Origin of the sequence: Acidiplasma sp. MBA-1, assembly GCF_000949015.1 — an archaeon.
Classification (GTDB): domain Archaea; phylum Thermoplasmatota; class Thermoplasmata; order Thermoplasmatales; family Thermoplasmataceae; genus Acidiplasma; species Acidiplasma aeolicum.
The window spans coordinates 225,860-239,616 of sequence record NZ_JYHS01000003.1 but is presented as its reverse complement, the minus strand read 5'-3'; the positions used below and the strand labels follow the sequence as shown (position 1 = coordinate 239,616).

At 35.3% G+C, this 13,757-nt stretch carries 13 protein-coding genes and 1 tRNA gene; 5 read left to right on the top strand and 9 right to left on the bottom strand.

The window, feature by feature from the left end:
* The first annotated feature begins 47 nt into the window (after positions 1 to 47).
* Positions 48 to 1,241: an argininosuccinate synthase gene (locus tag TZ01_RS06970; protein WP_048102075.1), complete on the top strand. Its 1,194-nt coding sequence runs from the start codon at positions 48 to 50 to the stop codon at positions 1,239 to 1,241.
* Positions 1,238 to 2,551 carry a lyase family protein gene (locus TZ01_RS06965; protein ID WP_048102074.1) on the top strand — a complete coding sequence of 438 codons (1,314 nt, stop codon included), beginning with the start codon at positions 1,238 to 1,240 and terminating at the stop codon, positions 2,549 to 2,551. Before TZ01_RS06970 ends, TZ01_RS06965 begins: the two co-directional genes overlap by 4 nt.
* A gap of 2 nt (positions 2,552 to 2,553) precedes the next feature.
* On the opposite strand, the gene TZ01_RS06960 is transcribed toward TZ01_RS06965, so the two are convergent.
* Positions 2,554 to 2,877, bottom strand: a complete 324-nt coding sequence (locus TZ01_RS06960) for a hypothetical protein (protein ID WP_048102073.1) — start codon at positions 2,875 to 2,877, stop codon at positions 2,554 to 2,556.
* Positions 2,878 to 3,024: 147 nt separating this feature from the next.
* Between TZ01_RS06960 and TZ01_RS06955 the strand changes: the two genes are divergently transcribed.
* Positions 3,025 to 5,343 carry a valine--tRNA ligase gene (locus TZ01_RS06955; RefSeq protein WP_048102072.1) on the top strand — a complete coding sequence of 773 codons (2,319 nt, stop codon included), beginning with the start codon at positions 3,025 to 3,027 and terminating at the stop codon, positions 5,341 to 5,343.
* On the opposite strand, the gene glnA is transcribed toward TZ01_RS06955, so the two are convergent.
* Positions 5,337 to 6,662, bottom strand: a complete 1,326-nt coding sequence (gene glnA, locus TZ01_RS06950) for a type I glutamate--ammonia ligase (RefSeq protein WP_048102187.1) — start codon at positions 6,660 to 6,662, stop codon at positions 5,337 to 5,339. The two genes, TZ01_RS06955 and glnA, sit on opposite strands and share 7 nt — an antisense overlap.
* 171 nt (positions 6,663 to 6,833) lie before the next feature.
* Between glnA and TZ01_RS06945 the strand changes: the two genes are divergently transcribed.
* Positions 6,834 to 7,169 (top strand): nascent polypeptide-associated complex protein, encoded by a 336-nt coding sequence (locus TZ01_RS06945; RefSeq protein WP_048102071.1) that lies wholly within the window; start codon positions 6,834 to 6,836, stop codon positions 7,167 to 7,169.
* A 2-nt stretch (positions 7,170 to 7,171) separates the two neighbouring features.
* On the top strand, positions 7,172 to 8,470 hold the full coding sequence (gene cca, locus TZ01_RS06940) for a CCA tRNA nucleotidyltransferase (protein WP_048102070.1): 1,299 nt from the start codon (positions 7,172 to 7,174) through the stop codon (positions 8,468 to 8,470).
* A 1-nt stretch (position 8,471) separates the two neighbouring features.
* Here cca and TZ01_RS09445 read toward each other — a convergent pair whose 3' ends face one another.
* The 7 genes from TZ01_RS09445 to TZ01_RS06905 form a co-directional block, all read right to left on the bottom strand.
* On the bottom strand, positions 8,472 to 8,666 hold the full coding sequence (locus TZ01_RS09445; RefSeq protein ID WP_055032412.1) for a MoaD/ThiS family protein: 195 nt from the start codon (positions 8,664 to 8,666) through the stop codon (positions 8,472 to 8,474).
* Between the two features lie 3 nt (positions 8,667 to 8,669).
* Positions 8,670 to 8,742 (bottom strand) — tRNA-Gln (locus tag TZ01_RS06930).
* Positions 8,743 to 8,822: 80 nt separating this feature from the next.
* Entirely contained in the window at positions 8,823 to 9,467 is a 645-nt protein-coding gene (locus TZ01_RS06925) for a DUF1641 domain-containing protein (RefSeq protein ID WP_048102068.1), read from the bottom strand.
* A gap of 6 nt (positions 9,468 to 9,473) precedes the next feature.
* Entirely contained in the window at positions 9,474 to 10,709 is a 1,236-nt protein-coding gene (locus TZ01_RS06920) for an NAD(P)/FAD-dependent oxidoreductase (RefSeq protein ID WP_048102067.1), read from the bottom strand.
* A gap of 254 nt (positions 10,710 to 10,963) precedes the next feature.
* Positions 10,964 to 12,031 carry an isocitrate/isopropylmalate family dehydrogenase gene (locus TZ01_RS06915; protein ID WP_048102066.1) on the bottom strand — a complete coding sequence of 356 codons (1,068 nt, stop codon included), beginning with the start codon at positions 12,029 to 12,031 and terminating at the stop codon, positions 10,964 to 10,966.
* A complete protein-coding gene (locus TZ01_RS06910; protein ID WP_048102065.1) occupies positions 12,025 to 12,507 on the bottom strand; it encodes a 3-isopropylmalate dehydratase small subunit in 483 nt (160 codons plus the stop codon). Before TZ01_RS06910 ends, TZ01_RS06915 begins: the two co-directional genes overlap by 7 nt.
* Entirely contained in the window at positions 12,508 to 13,755 is a 1,248-nt protein-coding gene (locus TZ01_RS06905; RefSeq protein ID WP_048102064.1) for a 3-isopropylmalate dehydratase large subunit, read from the bottom strand.
* Positions 13,756 to 13,757: the final 2 nt, after the last annotated feature.

Genomic DNA, 13,757 nt, shown 5'->3' with positions numbered 1-13,757 from the left:
AATTTTTTACAAAAAATATAAAATATAAAAACAATATTTTTATTCCTATGGAGAAAGTATTATTATTATATTCAGGAGGATTAGATACATCTGTCATGGCAAAATGGATACAGGAAAATTTAAAAAAGGAGGTTGTGACATTAACATTGAACATAGGAAACAGTAACCTTGATGAGATAAAGGAAAAGGCAATTTCACTTGGTGTTTCAGATGCTATAGTCGAGGATGTTAAAAATGAATTTGCTGAAAAATACATTAAAAAGGAGATATATGCAGATGGCTTTTATGGCGATTACCCGCTTTCAACTGCAATTGCAAGGCCGCTAATGGCTGAGAAGGCCGTTAAATATGCAGAGGAATATGGCTGCAGTACAATAGCACACGGGTCAACCGGTAAGGGTAATGACCAGGTAAGGTTTGAGGTGACAATTAAAGCTTTAAATAATAATATTGATGTAATTGCACCGGTTAGGGACTGGAATATGAACAGGCCCGATGAAATAGCATATGCAAAATCACATGGCATAAATATTACATACGGTGGCAAGTATTCTGTTGATGAGAATCTCTGGGGTAGGTCAATAGAGGGCTCAAACCTTGAAAAACTTACCAATCCTGTTGAGGACGATGTTTATGAGTGGGTAACACCGCCGAAAAATGCGCCAGACATTGAAACAGAGCTATCTCTTGAGTTTAAAAATGGAATTCCGAGTGCAATAAACGGTGTACATTATAGTTTAAAGGAGATTACTGAGAGGTTAAACAAAATTGCCGGTGAGAATGGAATAGGTTTTATAAATCATATAGAGAACAGGGTAACAGGAATTAAAAGCCATGAGATATATGAGTGCCCCGCTGCTGTGTTAATATTAAAAGCGCATAAAATTTTTGAATCGCTAATATTAAATAAAAACGAGGCAGACATTAAAAATTATATGGATTTTCAGTGGTCAAACAATGTTTATAACGGTCTCTGGTATGATCCGGTTATGGAGCATATTAATGCATTTGAGCAGAGCATTAACAAATACATAGAGGGAGAAATCAAGCTTGGCCTGTATAAGGGCAATATATCATTAAAAACCATCGATAGTGAATATTCTCTATACGACTATGATACAGTCAGCTATGACAACAGCATATTTAAACAGGACTCTGCTAAGGGGTTCATAGATATTTATAAAAATAATACCGTGCTTGGGTCTGCTGCAAGGAAAAAAACCCTAAAAGTGATTGAATGAAGATATGGTCAGGAAGCGCTGCATCAGAGGGTGATAACAGCGCCTATGATTTTATGGTTAAAAAGGACATAAATGTAGATGCCTATCTGGTAAGGTATGAGGCACTGCATCTATTAATGTATAATTTTTATTTATACAATCATGGAATAATAAAAAAAGAGGATGCAAAGAAAATATTCATTGCACTCATAAAGGCCTATGAGGATGGCATAAAACTAAATGAATCCCTGGAGGATGTTCATGGCAATATGGAATATTATATAATTGAAAATGCTGGAGAGGCTGGCAGGAATCTTAGAATGTTTATGTCAAGAAATGAGCAGGTGCACACAGATTTTAATTTTTTTGCAATGGAAACTTTATTATCATTCCAGAAAAGCATTCTTGAAACTGTAAAGGTAATAAATAATATAAGGCAGGATGGGGTTTTACCGGGATACACACATTTTAGGCAGGCCATGCCCATAAGGTATTCAACATATCTTAATTATATATCAGAAATATTTACATCAGCATTTTACAGGCTTAATGATGTTTTTAATGATCTTCTGGAATTACCACTGGGATATGGTTCTGGATTTGGTTCTGTATCCGGTGTTGATTTTGGTGAGGTTGCATCATACATTGGCATGAAAAAAAATATTAGGAACCCGCTGTTTGAATCAACCAGGTATATTGATACATACATAAATATAATATCTGTATTAAATCAGTTTCTTATAGACATATCAAGAATTTTTCAGGATTTGATAATATTTTCAGGTGACGAGATGGGCATAATAAGGCTTCCACCGGGATATGTCACGGGCAGCTCATTAATGCCGAATAAGGTTAATCCAGACTTTCTTGAAATTTTTCAGGGCTATGTCTCCAGATCCATTTCTCTAGCATCATTGATTTATTCTACCACCATAAATAAAACGCCAGGATATCACAGGGATTTTCAAATAATTAAGGATGAATTCATCCCGTTTTTAATAGATTTAAAAATTATTTTAAATGGCATGCCCGCACTTTTTAATGGTATTGAATTTGATTCAGAAAAAGCAATTAATATGATTAAAAATACAACATATGCAACATATAATTCAAGACTGGAGTTCAATAAAACACAAAACTGGAAGGAGGCCTATAAAGATACTGGAAATAAGATAAGAAATGGCATTCAGCTACAGGATTATATACCAGAGGCAGAAACGGATCATTTGGATACCAAAAAAATGGATGATGTATTAAGGGAAAATGAAAAATTTATTTACAGTAATATAAATGATTTTATTAAAAAAATTAAAAAAATAGTTGAAAGTTAGTTTTAATTTCCAAATACATCAATTTTTCTGGAGTTTTTTATTCTGTAAAGGTAGTCCAGAACTGATGGCCTGAAGTATGTGTCAATATATTCTAGTATTTCATTATCCGTTTCTCCAGACTGGTTAAATATTTCAGCCATTAAGTATGGCATAAATCCCTTAACATCCCCGATGGTAAATCCATGGGATTTCCATGTCATGCTTATTTCTTTGGCTATGCCCTTAAGATTCTGCATGGTATATGTTTCAACATCCTTTTCCTCTATACCATAGCCGGCGTCCTTTTTGGCAGATGCTTTCTTTTCCATAATTACATCATCAACCATAGAGAACACCTCCAAAAAGTTAATTACAAAGTTTTATTTAAATATTTCTATAAGACTTTATAGAAGTTTATATTTATATTATATTTTTGCCACCCTTCATTGGTATTCGTTAAAAAGATATTTAATTAAGATAATGATTTAGTTTATATGCTTGACATAGTATCCATGGAAAATAAATGGAGGGATTACTGGAAAAAAAATAATGTTTTTAAATTTACAAAGGGCGATAAAAATTTTTCAATAGATACACCACCACCAACGGTCTCGGGTAAAATGCACCTTGGACATGCTTATTCCTATCCACACCAGGATTTCATAGCCAGATATAAAAGAATGAAGGGTTACAATGTATTTTATCCATGGGGATTTGATGACAATGGTTTACCAACAGAAAGATACGTGGAGAAAACAAGGAATGTTACAATAGAAAATACACCATTAGGTGATTATATAGAAATATGCAAGGAGGAGAGCAAAAAGGCAGAGCTTGAACTTGCAGATGCATGGTACTCAATAGGCCTCAGTGCATCATTTAACGATTATATAGACACATCATCTGATTTTTCAATGAAAATGTCCCAGAAGTTATTTCTGGATCTTGCCAGATCTGGAAGGGCTTACAGGGCTGAGGCGCCGTATATAAGATGTCCAACATGTAAAACTGCCATTTCACAGATAGAGATGAAGGATGCAATTATAGATACGGACCTTGTTTACGTTAATTTTGATGGGATAGAAATTGCAACAACAAGGCCGGAAATGCTTGGTGCCTGTGTGGCTGTGTTTGTTAATCCCGGTGATGAAAGGTATAAGAATATAATTGGAAAAAAAATAAAGGTGCCGCTCTATGGCAATGAGGTTCCGGTAATGTCAGATGAATCAATAGACATGAATTTCGGTACTGGTGCAGAAATGCTTTGTACCTTTGGTGATCAGAATGATCTTGAACTCTGGAGGAAGTATAATCTGGATTCACGCATAATATTAAAGAACGATAAACTTAATGATTCAAGGTATTTAGATAATATTGGGATTAAAGAAGCAAGAAAGAGAATTATTGAAGAGCTGAAAAAAAATAATTATATAATAAAAATAGAAAAAATTAAACATTCAGTAAATACGCATGAAAGATGTGGAACCCCAATAGAAATAGGTATAAGCAAACAATGGTACATAAAAGACCTGGATATAAAAAAGGAGTTATTAGAATTTGGAGATAAAATAGAATGGATACCGGAATACATGAAAACCAGGTATGATAACTGGGTAAATGGACTTAGATGGGACTGGTGCATCTCAAGGCAGAGGTATTTTGGCATACCATTTCCTGTATGGTACTGCAATAAATGCGGAACAATAATTTATGCAGATGAAAAGGATCTGCCTGTGGACCCCAGGCTTGTAAATAAAAATATTAAATGCCCCGCCTGCGGTTCTGATGATGTTCAGCCTGAAAGGGATGTTATGGATACCTGGGCCACATCTTCAATAAGCCCAACGTTATATTTAACGCATATAAATTCCATGGATATGTATCCAATGGATGTCAGGTTTCAGGGGCATGACATTATTACATCATGGGCATTTACAACCATATTAAGATCCTACCTGCATTACAATAAAATACCGTGGAAAAAAATTGCAATAAGCGGCAATGTTTATGACCCTTTTGGACAGAAAATGAGTAAAAGCAAGGGAAATATAGTGGAGCCAAAGGATATAATAGAGAAATATGGTGCTGATGCGCTCAGATTCTGGGGTTCAACCACAATGCCTGGTGAAAATATAAAATTAAGGGAGCAGGATCTTGTAAGGGGCAAAAAAACTGTTATCAAGCTTTATAATTCATTAAATCTTCTAAAAATAATATCAGGTGGAAAAATACAGGGAGATATTAATATAATAAAATCTCCGGTAAATAAGTGGATAATGTCCAAATATGAAAAAACTGTCAGGGAAGTAACAGGATACATGGATGCATATGAGGTTATGAAGGCAAGAAGCGCACTCGATAAATTCTTCTGGAGCAACTACTGTGACAATTACCTTGAAATTATCAAAAATGATAATGAGGAATACAGAAATGAGAATATTGCAGTTTCTTACCTTATAATGGAAAATGTTTTAAAAATGTACTCACCAATTATGCCATTTATAACAGAGGAATTATATCACGAAATACATCCTGATTCGATAAGCATAGCCCTTGAAAAATATCCGGAATATGATGATAAATACCTATTTAATGAGGAAAATGATATAGATTACATAATTTCTGTTATAAATAGTATCAGGGCACTAAAAAGCAGCCTAAAAATATCAATGGCAGCACCGATAGATTCATTAAATATTACTGGAGATTCAGAAAAAATAGGCAGATATGGTTACATAATAAAAAATTTAATGCATATAAATAACATAAAAATAACCAGCGGTGAAAATATAAATATAAATGTAATTCAATAAAGATCTAAATATTTTTTAATTTCCCAGTCTGTAACGTGTGATCTGAAATCCTCCCATTCCTTCTCCTTTGCCTTCAGAAACTCATCATACATGAAATCCCCAAGGATCTTTTTCATAAGTGTGCTTTCCCTGAATGCATCCAGTGCCTGACCAAGAGACCCTGGCATCGACTTTATACCGTTTTTAATTCTTTCCTCACGGCTCATTTCAAAGATATTCTTTTCAACGGGTTCTGGTGGTTCTATCTTATTCTCTATTCCCTCAAGGCCCATGCCAAGGATTACTGCAAATTGCAGGTACTGATTTCCTGCAGAATCCGGGAATCTTAATTCCATTCTCTTGCCCTTGGGGCTTGCATGCGGTACCCTTATAAGTGCGCTCCTATTTTTATTTGCCCATGCAATATATACAGGCGCCTCAAATCCAGGTATTAACCTTTTATATGAGTTTACTGTTGATGCCAGTACCGGTGCTGCACCTGGTACATACTGGAGAATTCCACCAAGGTAGTGCATTGCATACTCACTGAGACCATATTTATTTCTTTCATCGTAAAACAGGTTTTCATCACCTGAAAATATGCTCTGATGTACATGCATTCCATTGCCGTTTATTCCCTTGATGGGCTTTGGCATGAAAGTGGCATGGTATCCATAGGCATTGGCTGTTTCTTTGACTATGCTTTTTATTATAATTATCCTGTCGGCCATTTCAACTGCTGTGGAATATTTAACATCAATCTCGTGCTGACCGTATGCCACCTCATGGTGTGATGCCTCTGGATAATAATTTACAGCCTCAAGTTTTTGAAGTATTTCCTGTTTTACAGTAAAGGATTTATCAAGGGGTTCGCGGTCAAAATATCCACCAAGGTCGCTTGGATATACTGTTGGATTTCCATCCTCGTCCTGTTCAAAAATAAAATATTCAAGCTCAGGACCAACATAATATGTTTTATTTTCCTTTGCCAGTCTTTCAACCTGCCTTTCAAGTATATACCTTGGGTCCCCCTCAAATCTTGTTCCATCTGGATTAAAAATCTTGCAAACAAATCTTACAGTTTTACCTGCATAATTTTCATTGCTTAAAAGTATATAAGATGAGAGTTCAGGTACTGCCTTCATATCTGAATTCTGAATTTCTTTAAATCCAAGAATTGAACTGCCATCAAACATTATGCCATTATATATTACGTCCTCAAACCTATTTTTTGGGACAGTTAGTGATTTAACATTGCCCATAAGATCAGTAAACTGCAGCTGCAAAAATTCAATACCTTCCTTTTTAAGCCTTTCTAAAACGGCCTCTTCATCCTGCATATAGCCATATACACTTATGTGATATATATTTTTATGATTATTTATTAGCATTTTGGCAAAATAAATAATGATTCCTAAAAAAATAAAATTATATATATAATTAATAAAATAAATATAACGATGCAATACAAAAACATAAAAATTAATTAAAGTAATTATTATTTAATATTTATGAACCCAAGAGAGCTTAAAAGGATGATGTCCCAAATGGGAATAAAATCCACGGAAATGAATGACGTAAAGGAGGTTGTTTTTAGAGGAACAGATAAGGATTATGTAATTGAGAATGCAAGGGTTACAATGATAGAGGCCCAGGGCCAGAGAACATTTCAGGTTCTTGGCACGATGAAGGAGGTTGAAAAAACAAAAACTGAAAGTCAGGGATTTAACGAGGATGATATAAAACTTGTTATGGAACAGGCCAAGGTTTCAAGGGAAAAGGCAATTGAGGCTTTAAAAAAGGCTGATGGAGAACCTGCACAGGCCATTATTGATCTTCAGAACTAGATATGCTGGATTTAAAAAAATTGCTTGATCAGTACAGTCCCTCAGACGAGGAAAATAAAAAACTTAAATTGGTAGCCAGTAATATAATTAAAAGTTTAAATGATGAGTGCAGTAAATTAAAAATTGATGCAGAGGCTGTGGAGGTTGGATCTGTATCCAAGGATACAAATTTAAAGTGCAGTGATATAGACATTTTCATACTTTTTAACAAGAAATATGATAAGGAATTCATGGAGAATACCGGCCTTAAACTGGGCCATAAAATTCTTCAGGATGGAATTGAAAAATATGCTGAACACCCATATGTATCAGGGCATATTGATAATATAAAGGTGGATATTGTTCCTGCATATAAGATGAACCCAGGAGAAAGAATAGAATCCACTGTTGATAGAACACCACTGCACACAAAGTTTGTAAATGAAAATTCAAATGAAAACATAAGGAATGACATAAGAAAATTAAAAATTTTTATGAAGCAGGTTAATGTATATGGTTCAGAAATTTCAAAATCGGGTTTCTCAGGATATTTATGTGAAATAATGGTTATTAATCTTGGATCGTTTATAAATGTTTTAAAAAAATTTGCAGAAAATAAGGGCAGATTTTTAATTCCTGATGATAAATCGCTTGAAAAAAAATTCCCTGAACCGGTTATAATAATAGACCCTGTTGATACAACAAGGAACGCCGCTGCAGCTGTAAGCCTGGAAAATCTGGCACGTATGGAGATTGCTTCAAAACTTTATCTTGAAACTCCAGAGAATTTACCATTAGGCAGTTTAAATAACAATAACATAAAGGATCGCGGCACATATATGAAAATTTTTACCATGGAAAGACCTGATGTTATTGATGATATAATATATCCACAGGCAGTTAGATTTAAGAATAAACTTTTTGGAATATTTGACAAATATGGATACAGGCCTGTATCATCAGAGATCCTTGTTAATAATAAAATAGAGATATTAATTGAATATGAGAGGGAAAAACCTCCTGATATGCTTATACATTCAGGTCCTCCTGCTGATTCTAATGAGGTTATAAAGTTTATTAAAATATGGATGAATAATGACCGCCTTCTAAGGGGCCCATATATTAATGGAAACAGGCTATATGTCGATATAAAAAATGAGAATACCGATTTTTCAAAAATTTTTGAAACAGAGTTGAAAAAAATTGATATAGGCCGGCATTTAAATCCATTAAAAAATAAAATACATGTAATTGACGTGGATAAAAATACACAGTATGATGTTCTTAAAAAGTTTTATAAAAAAAATATTTTCTTTGATTAACTTATCCACCAGAAAAAACCTCAAGCAAAACAACGTTATCGTCTGGCTTTATAATTTCATCGTCAGTTACCGGATCCCCATTTACAAGAACAACATACTCATCCGGATTTATTTTAAACATACTATAAAGTTCCCTTACAACGCATGGTGATGAAATACTTTCCTCAATTTTATTTCTTCCGATAACCCTTATCATAAACAGCTCCGGGCAGATTTGAACTGCCGTCATCGGATCCAAAGTCCGGTATGCTTGGCCGCTACACCACGGAGCTATAAAACATAATATTTTTAAAATATATAAGAAATTTGAATTGTAGAATAAATATATAAACAAATTTAAAAAAAATTAAAGTTATTTTTTGGCGCAGTTAAACTCGTTAGAGCAGGTTTTACCCAAACTTTTGAGAATTGAGAACACAATTCCAAGACCCTTCTGGGTATCCTCGTCCTTCATGGCATGCAGTGTTCCCATCATGCCACCAACGGGTGTTACAGTTTCATTCTTAATTGCGTTTTCTATTGCCTTTATCATATTTACATAGTGTGGTGTTACGCTGAGGTCAAGTGTTCCAAGGGAGTTTAATATTAATTTATTGTTCATTATTAAATTCATTGTGAAGTCGTTTGATATTAATCCCATAACTGCACCCATTGATTCATCGTCATTCAGTATGCCCATAATCGGGTCTAATAATCCCTTGCCCTGCATTACAGTGATGATTTCAAGCAGGTTTGAAAGTGCCTTAATGTTTTTCTGTTCTGAAATGATCTTTAACATTGCCATTATTGAATCAGATTTTGTTGTCAATGATAGAACATCATCGCTGGTTATAAGGCCAAAGATTGTTTTCATTGTATCTTCATCGCTGAGTATTCCGGATATAACATCCAGGAAACCCATGTTGTCCAGTTTTTTAACCAGCTCTATCAGCCTTGTCAGGCTGGATATATATTCTGGTTTCATCAATTTTTCCAGCTGCTCATCCTCAGTCATCATGTCTTATCACCAGCTTGCGAGATATTTATCCAATGCCATATCTCCATTTGTCCACATAAAGTATTTGGTAAATAATTCCTTCTTTATATGGTTTGTGGGTGAGGGCTGTGCTATCTTTTCATCCCCGCCATAGAATGTTGTATCATTTACTGCTATGGCAAAGCCCTCCAGCGGGTTATCTGCTATACATACCACCTCAGGTGCATATTCCTCCTGCTTTGTTGGCACACCAAGCCTGTTTGCAAGATCTTCCATTGCAATCCTGGATGTCTGCACTGCAAGGAATCCCAGCTTGGGAACTGTGACCTGGTTTGCATCACCACATGCATATACATTGGGGTATGTTACTGACCTCATGTGCTCATCGGTTGGTATGAACCCGCCGTCATCAAATAAATCAGGTGTTGAGTTTGCAACGGCGTCGTTCTTTTCATATGGTGGCAGTATTATTGCAAGATCGGCTTTTATTGTCTTTCCGCTCTCATCCACTATTTCATCCTTCTTAATTTCCTTTAACTTGAAGTTCCATACCATATCAAATCCAGCCTGGGCAAATAGGCTTTTTACGACGCTCCTTGATTCCTTTGCTATATCTGTAAGTATCTCCTCTCCCGGTGAGAATATTGTTATGTGTGTTTTGTCTAAAAGTCCCTTCTTTTTAAGGAATGCCGGAACCATTAAGGAGAGCTCAAATATTAGGCCCTCACATGCTGAGTCTGCCACTGATGCCCAGTTCTTTGGATACTTACCCCTTGGTGTTAATGTGCCCTGATAAAATACTCCGGATCCAATTGCTATGTTTCCTCCCTTCCAGTTTTCAAGCTTCTCATGTAATGCTGTTGCATACTGTGGCTCACATACGCTGTTTCCATATTCTTCCCAGCCCTTGATGTGTTCTATTCCAAGCTTTGCTCCAAAGGCAACAACAAGGTAATCATAGGATGCTTCCTTCTTTTCCTTGCTTGGAAGTTCATATTCTACCTTATTCTTTTTAGCATCAATTTTTGTAACCGTACCAAGTATGAATTTAATTCCCTTTGCCGGTAATGCTGTTGCCAGATCAACCTCAAGCTCTTCAGCTGTTGATACACCTATGGCCACATGTGGCATCCCGGGCCTGAAGGCCGCATATGGTGTGTTATTTATCAATGTAACATCTATTTTATCTCCTAAAAGCCTCTTTGCGGTATAAGCAGCTGTTAACCCTGCAAATCTTCCACCCAAAACTAGTAATTTAGTCATGTTAACTCACTTATTATAATATAATATCATAATATATTAACCTTTTTGTCACAAATATGAATTAAATAACGTAATTATGTAATAATTTTTAAACTCCTGTGAAGGATGGTGTGAATAAAAAGCAATTTTTCATATATGTGATTAAATGGGACGTTTTGTTTCATTAAATGTCGTTTTTGATACATGTTGTTTTGTATATGATAGAAATTGGGTTAAATCCTTAATATTTTTTAAACAGATATGTAAATAAAAATTTAATTATTTATTTCATATTTTTCATTTAATATATATTTTATGATGTCATGTGTTCCGGCATTTCCTCCAGATTCCACTGGAATTATTTTATTTTGAAGCATTTGGTTAATGATGTTCTTAATTCTTTGTGCATCCTTTTTATATCCAAGATAATCCAGAAGCATTGACCCTGATAATACTCCGGCAATGGGATTTGCTATTCCCTTCCCGGCAATATCAGGTGCGCTACCATGAACAGGTTCAAACATTGCATTTTTATCGCCAATATTTCCACTGGCAGCATATCCCAAACTTCCTGCAAGTGCAGATGTCATGTCTGAGAGAATGTCGCCATAAAGATTTGGTGCAATAATGTGCTTATATTTTTCAGGATGTAAGATAATATTGTACGCAAGTGAATCGGCATATTCGAATTTTATATTTTTATTAAATTTTGATGATTCATTTTTTGCAATTTCCCTCCAGAAAAGATACATTGATATTGCGTTTGCCTTATCTGTTATCACAATGTTATCATCTTCAATTAATTCATATGCCTTCCTGAAGAATCTTGTTATATTTTTTTCTGTAAGTATTCCAAGATTATAATTAAGTTTATCATTAGATGTTCCAGATATTTTAATATCATAATTATTTAGTGCATCAGAGTGCCTAAATTCCATATCATTATCAAGGGTGCCGTTTATTAATGAGTAAAAATCCTCCTTATTTTCGCGGTATATTGTTATGTTTAGATTATTATATTTAGACACATTTGGCATTGACATAACAGGCCTAATGTTCATATAAAGGTCCAGATCTTTTCTAAGTCTCAATATAACCTCCTGCTCCATTATACCAGGCTTAATTCTAAAATCGCCAATGGCCCCAAAAAGAATTGCCCTGTATGATTTTAATTCTGAGATTTCATTATCTGTTACTGTAATACCCTTATTTAAGTATCTCTCAGATGATATATCATAATATATAAAATTGATTTCATCGTTTATATTATTTATAACCCGGCAAACCTCAGGTATAATTTCCTTACCTATACCATCTCCTGGAATAACCGCAACGTCTACCATTTATATTCCCTCACATAATTTATTAACCCACCAGCATTTATTATATTTTTTAGAAAATCTGGATATTTTTTAAATGTATATTTTTTATTATTAATTAATATAACGCTATCATTGAAATCTATCGATATTTTATCACCGGAATTTGCATTGATTTTTGCCTCTATTAATGGCATTCCAAGGTTTATTGCATTTCTAAAAAATATCCTGGCAAAGCTCTCAGCTATTACACATGATATGCCAAGGCCCTTTATGGTTAAAACCGCATGTTCCCTGCTTGAACCTGACCCAAAATTTTTGCCTGCGATAATTACATCCCCTGGCTTTATTTTTCCGGCAAGTTCGGGGTCTGTGTATTCCATAAAGTGCTTGGCAAGTTCTTTCTCATCAGATGTAACCAGATACCTGGCCGGTATAATCTGATCAGTATCTATATCGTCTCCAAGAACCCATACATTTCCTGTTATCCTGTCATTCATTTAAATCTCCTCCGGCGATGCTATTCTGCCTAATATTGCCGAGGCAGCCACAACACTGGGGTTAGCTAAATAAACCTTTGAGGTTTTATCGCCCATTCTGCCTATAAAATTGCGGTTTGTGCTTGAAATGCAAACCTCCCCGGGTCCAAGAACACCCATATAACCACCAAGGCATGCACCGCATGTTGTGCCTGAAAAATAACCTCCGGCATTTACTATTATATCTATTAATCCCTCCCTTAGGGCCTGATTATAGACCTCCTGGCTTGCTGGAACCACCATTAGTCTAACCCTTTTGTTAATTTTTCTACCCTTTAAAATTTCTGCAGCCTTTCTAATATCCTCTATTCTGCCATTTGTGCACGACCCTATGTATGCCTGGTCTATTTCAACCCTAACCTCCGATAATGGTTTAACATTTGCCGGAGAGTTTGGTACTGCAACTGAGGGCTCGATATCATCTGCGTCGATATTAATTATGGATTCATAATGTGCGTCGGCGTCAGATTTAACTATTTCATAATCACCGCGAACCCGTTTATTAAGGTATTCTATTGTTTTATCATCTGTATCGAAGAATGAACATTTTGCCCCCGCCTCGGTTGTCATATTTGCTATTGTCATGCGTTCATTAACAGGTAATGAAGAAATTGCAGTACCGGAAAATTCCATGCATTTGTATGTTGCACCATCATGACCTGTAATTGATAAAACCTTTAATGCAACATCCTTACCCTCAACTCCCTTTTTTAGTTTTCCATTAATGTTTATTTTTATTGTTTCAGGAACCTTAAACCACATTTTTCCTGTGGCAAAAATTACACCTGCCTCAGTGCTGCCTATTCCAACAGATATTGAGGATAATGCACCGTATGTATTTGTATGTGAATCTGCACCGGCAATAAGCCTTCCGGGTGCTGCAAAGCCCTTTTCCATCATAACCTGATGGCATACCCCGCCATTGCCTATGTCAAAAAAATTCTCAATTCCATTATTTAGCGCAAAATCCTTTACCTTTCTGTACTGTATTGCAGATTTAATATCCTTGGGTGGTACAAAATGATCCGGGATAATCACTATTTTATCCCTGACGGGTGCATTTCCTATGGAATTAAAAGCATCCACTGCAATGGGCCCGGTAATATCATTAACCATAACATAATCAACATCTGCAACAACATAGTCCCCGGCATAAGAATCCGTGTGGGATTTTTTGCTGAAAACCTTTTCAACCGCAGTTTTACCCATAA

Bases quoted from the DNA above. Each gene is read 5' to 3' on its own strand.
- TZ01_RS06970 (WP_048102075.1), top strand. From the start codon at position 48: ATGGAGAAAGTATTATTATTATATTCAGGAGGATTAGATACATCTGTC.
- TZ01_RS06965 (WP_048102074.1), top strand. From the start codon at position 1,238: ATGAAGATATGGTCAGGAAGCGCTGCATCAGAGGGTGATAACAGCGCC.
- TZ01_RS06960 (WP_048102073.1), bottom strand. From the start codon at position 2,877: ATGGTTGATGATGTAATTATGGAAAAGAAAGCATCTGCCAAAAAGGAC.
- TZ01_RS06955 (WP_048102072.1), top strand. From the start codon at position 3,025: ATGCTTGACATAGTATCCATGGAAAATAAATGGAGGGATTACTGGAAA.
- glnA (WP_048102187.1), bottom strand. From the start codon at position 6,662: ATGCAGGATGAAGAGGCCGTTTTAGAAAGGCTTAAAAAGGAAGGTATT.
- TZ01_RS06945 (WP_048102071.1), top strand. From the start codon at position 6,834: ATGAACCCAAGAGAGCTTAAAAGGATGATGTCCCAAATGGGAATAAAA.
- cca (WP_048102070.1), top strand. From the start codon at position 7,172: ATGCTGGATTTAAAAAAATTGCTTGATCAGTACAGTCCCTCAGACGAG.
- TZ01_RS09445 (WP_055032412.1), bottom strand. From the start codon at position 8,666: ATGATAAGGGTTATCGGAAGAAATAAAATTGAGGAAAGTATTTCATCA.
- TZ01_RS06925 (WP_048102068.1), bottom strand. From the start codon at position 9,467: ATGATGACTGAGGATGAGCAGCTGGAAAAATTGATGAAACCAGAATAT.
- TZ01_RS06920 (WP_048102067.1), bottom strand. From the start codon at position 10,709: ATGACTAAATTACTAGTTTTGGGTGGAAGATTTGCAGGGTTAACAGCT.
- TZ01_RS06915 (WP_048102066.1), bottom strand. From the start codon at position 12,031: ATGGTAGACGTTGCGGTTATTCCAGGAGATGGTATAGGTAAGGAAATT.
- TZ01_RS06910 (WP_048102065.1), bottom strand. From the start codon at position 12,507: ATGAATGACAGGATAACAGGAAATGTATGGGTTCTTGGAGACGATATA.
- TZ01_RS06905 (WP_048102064.1), bottom strand. From the start codon at position 13,755: ATGGGTAAAACTGCGGTTGAAAAGGTTTTCAGCAAAAAATCCCACACG.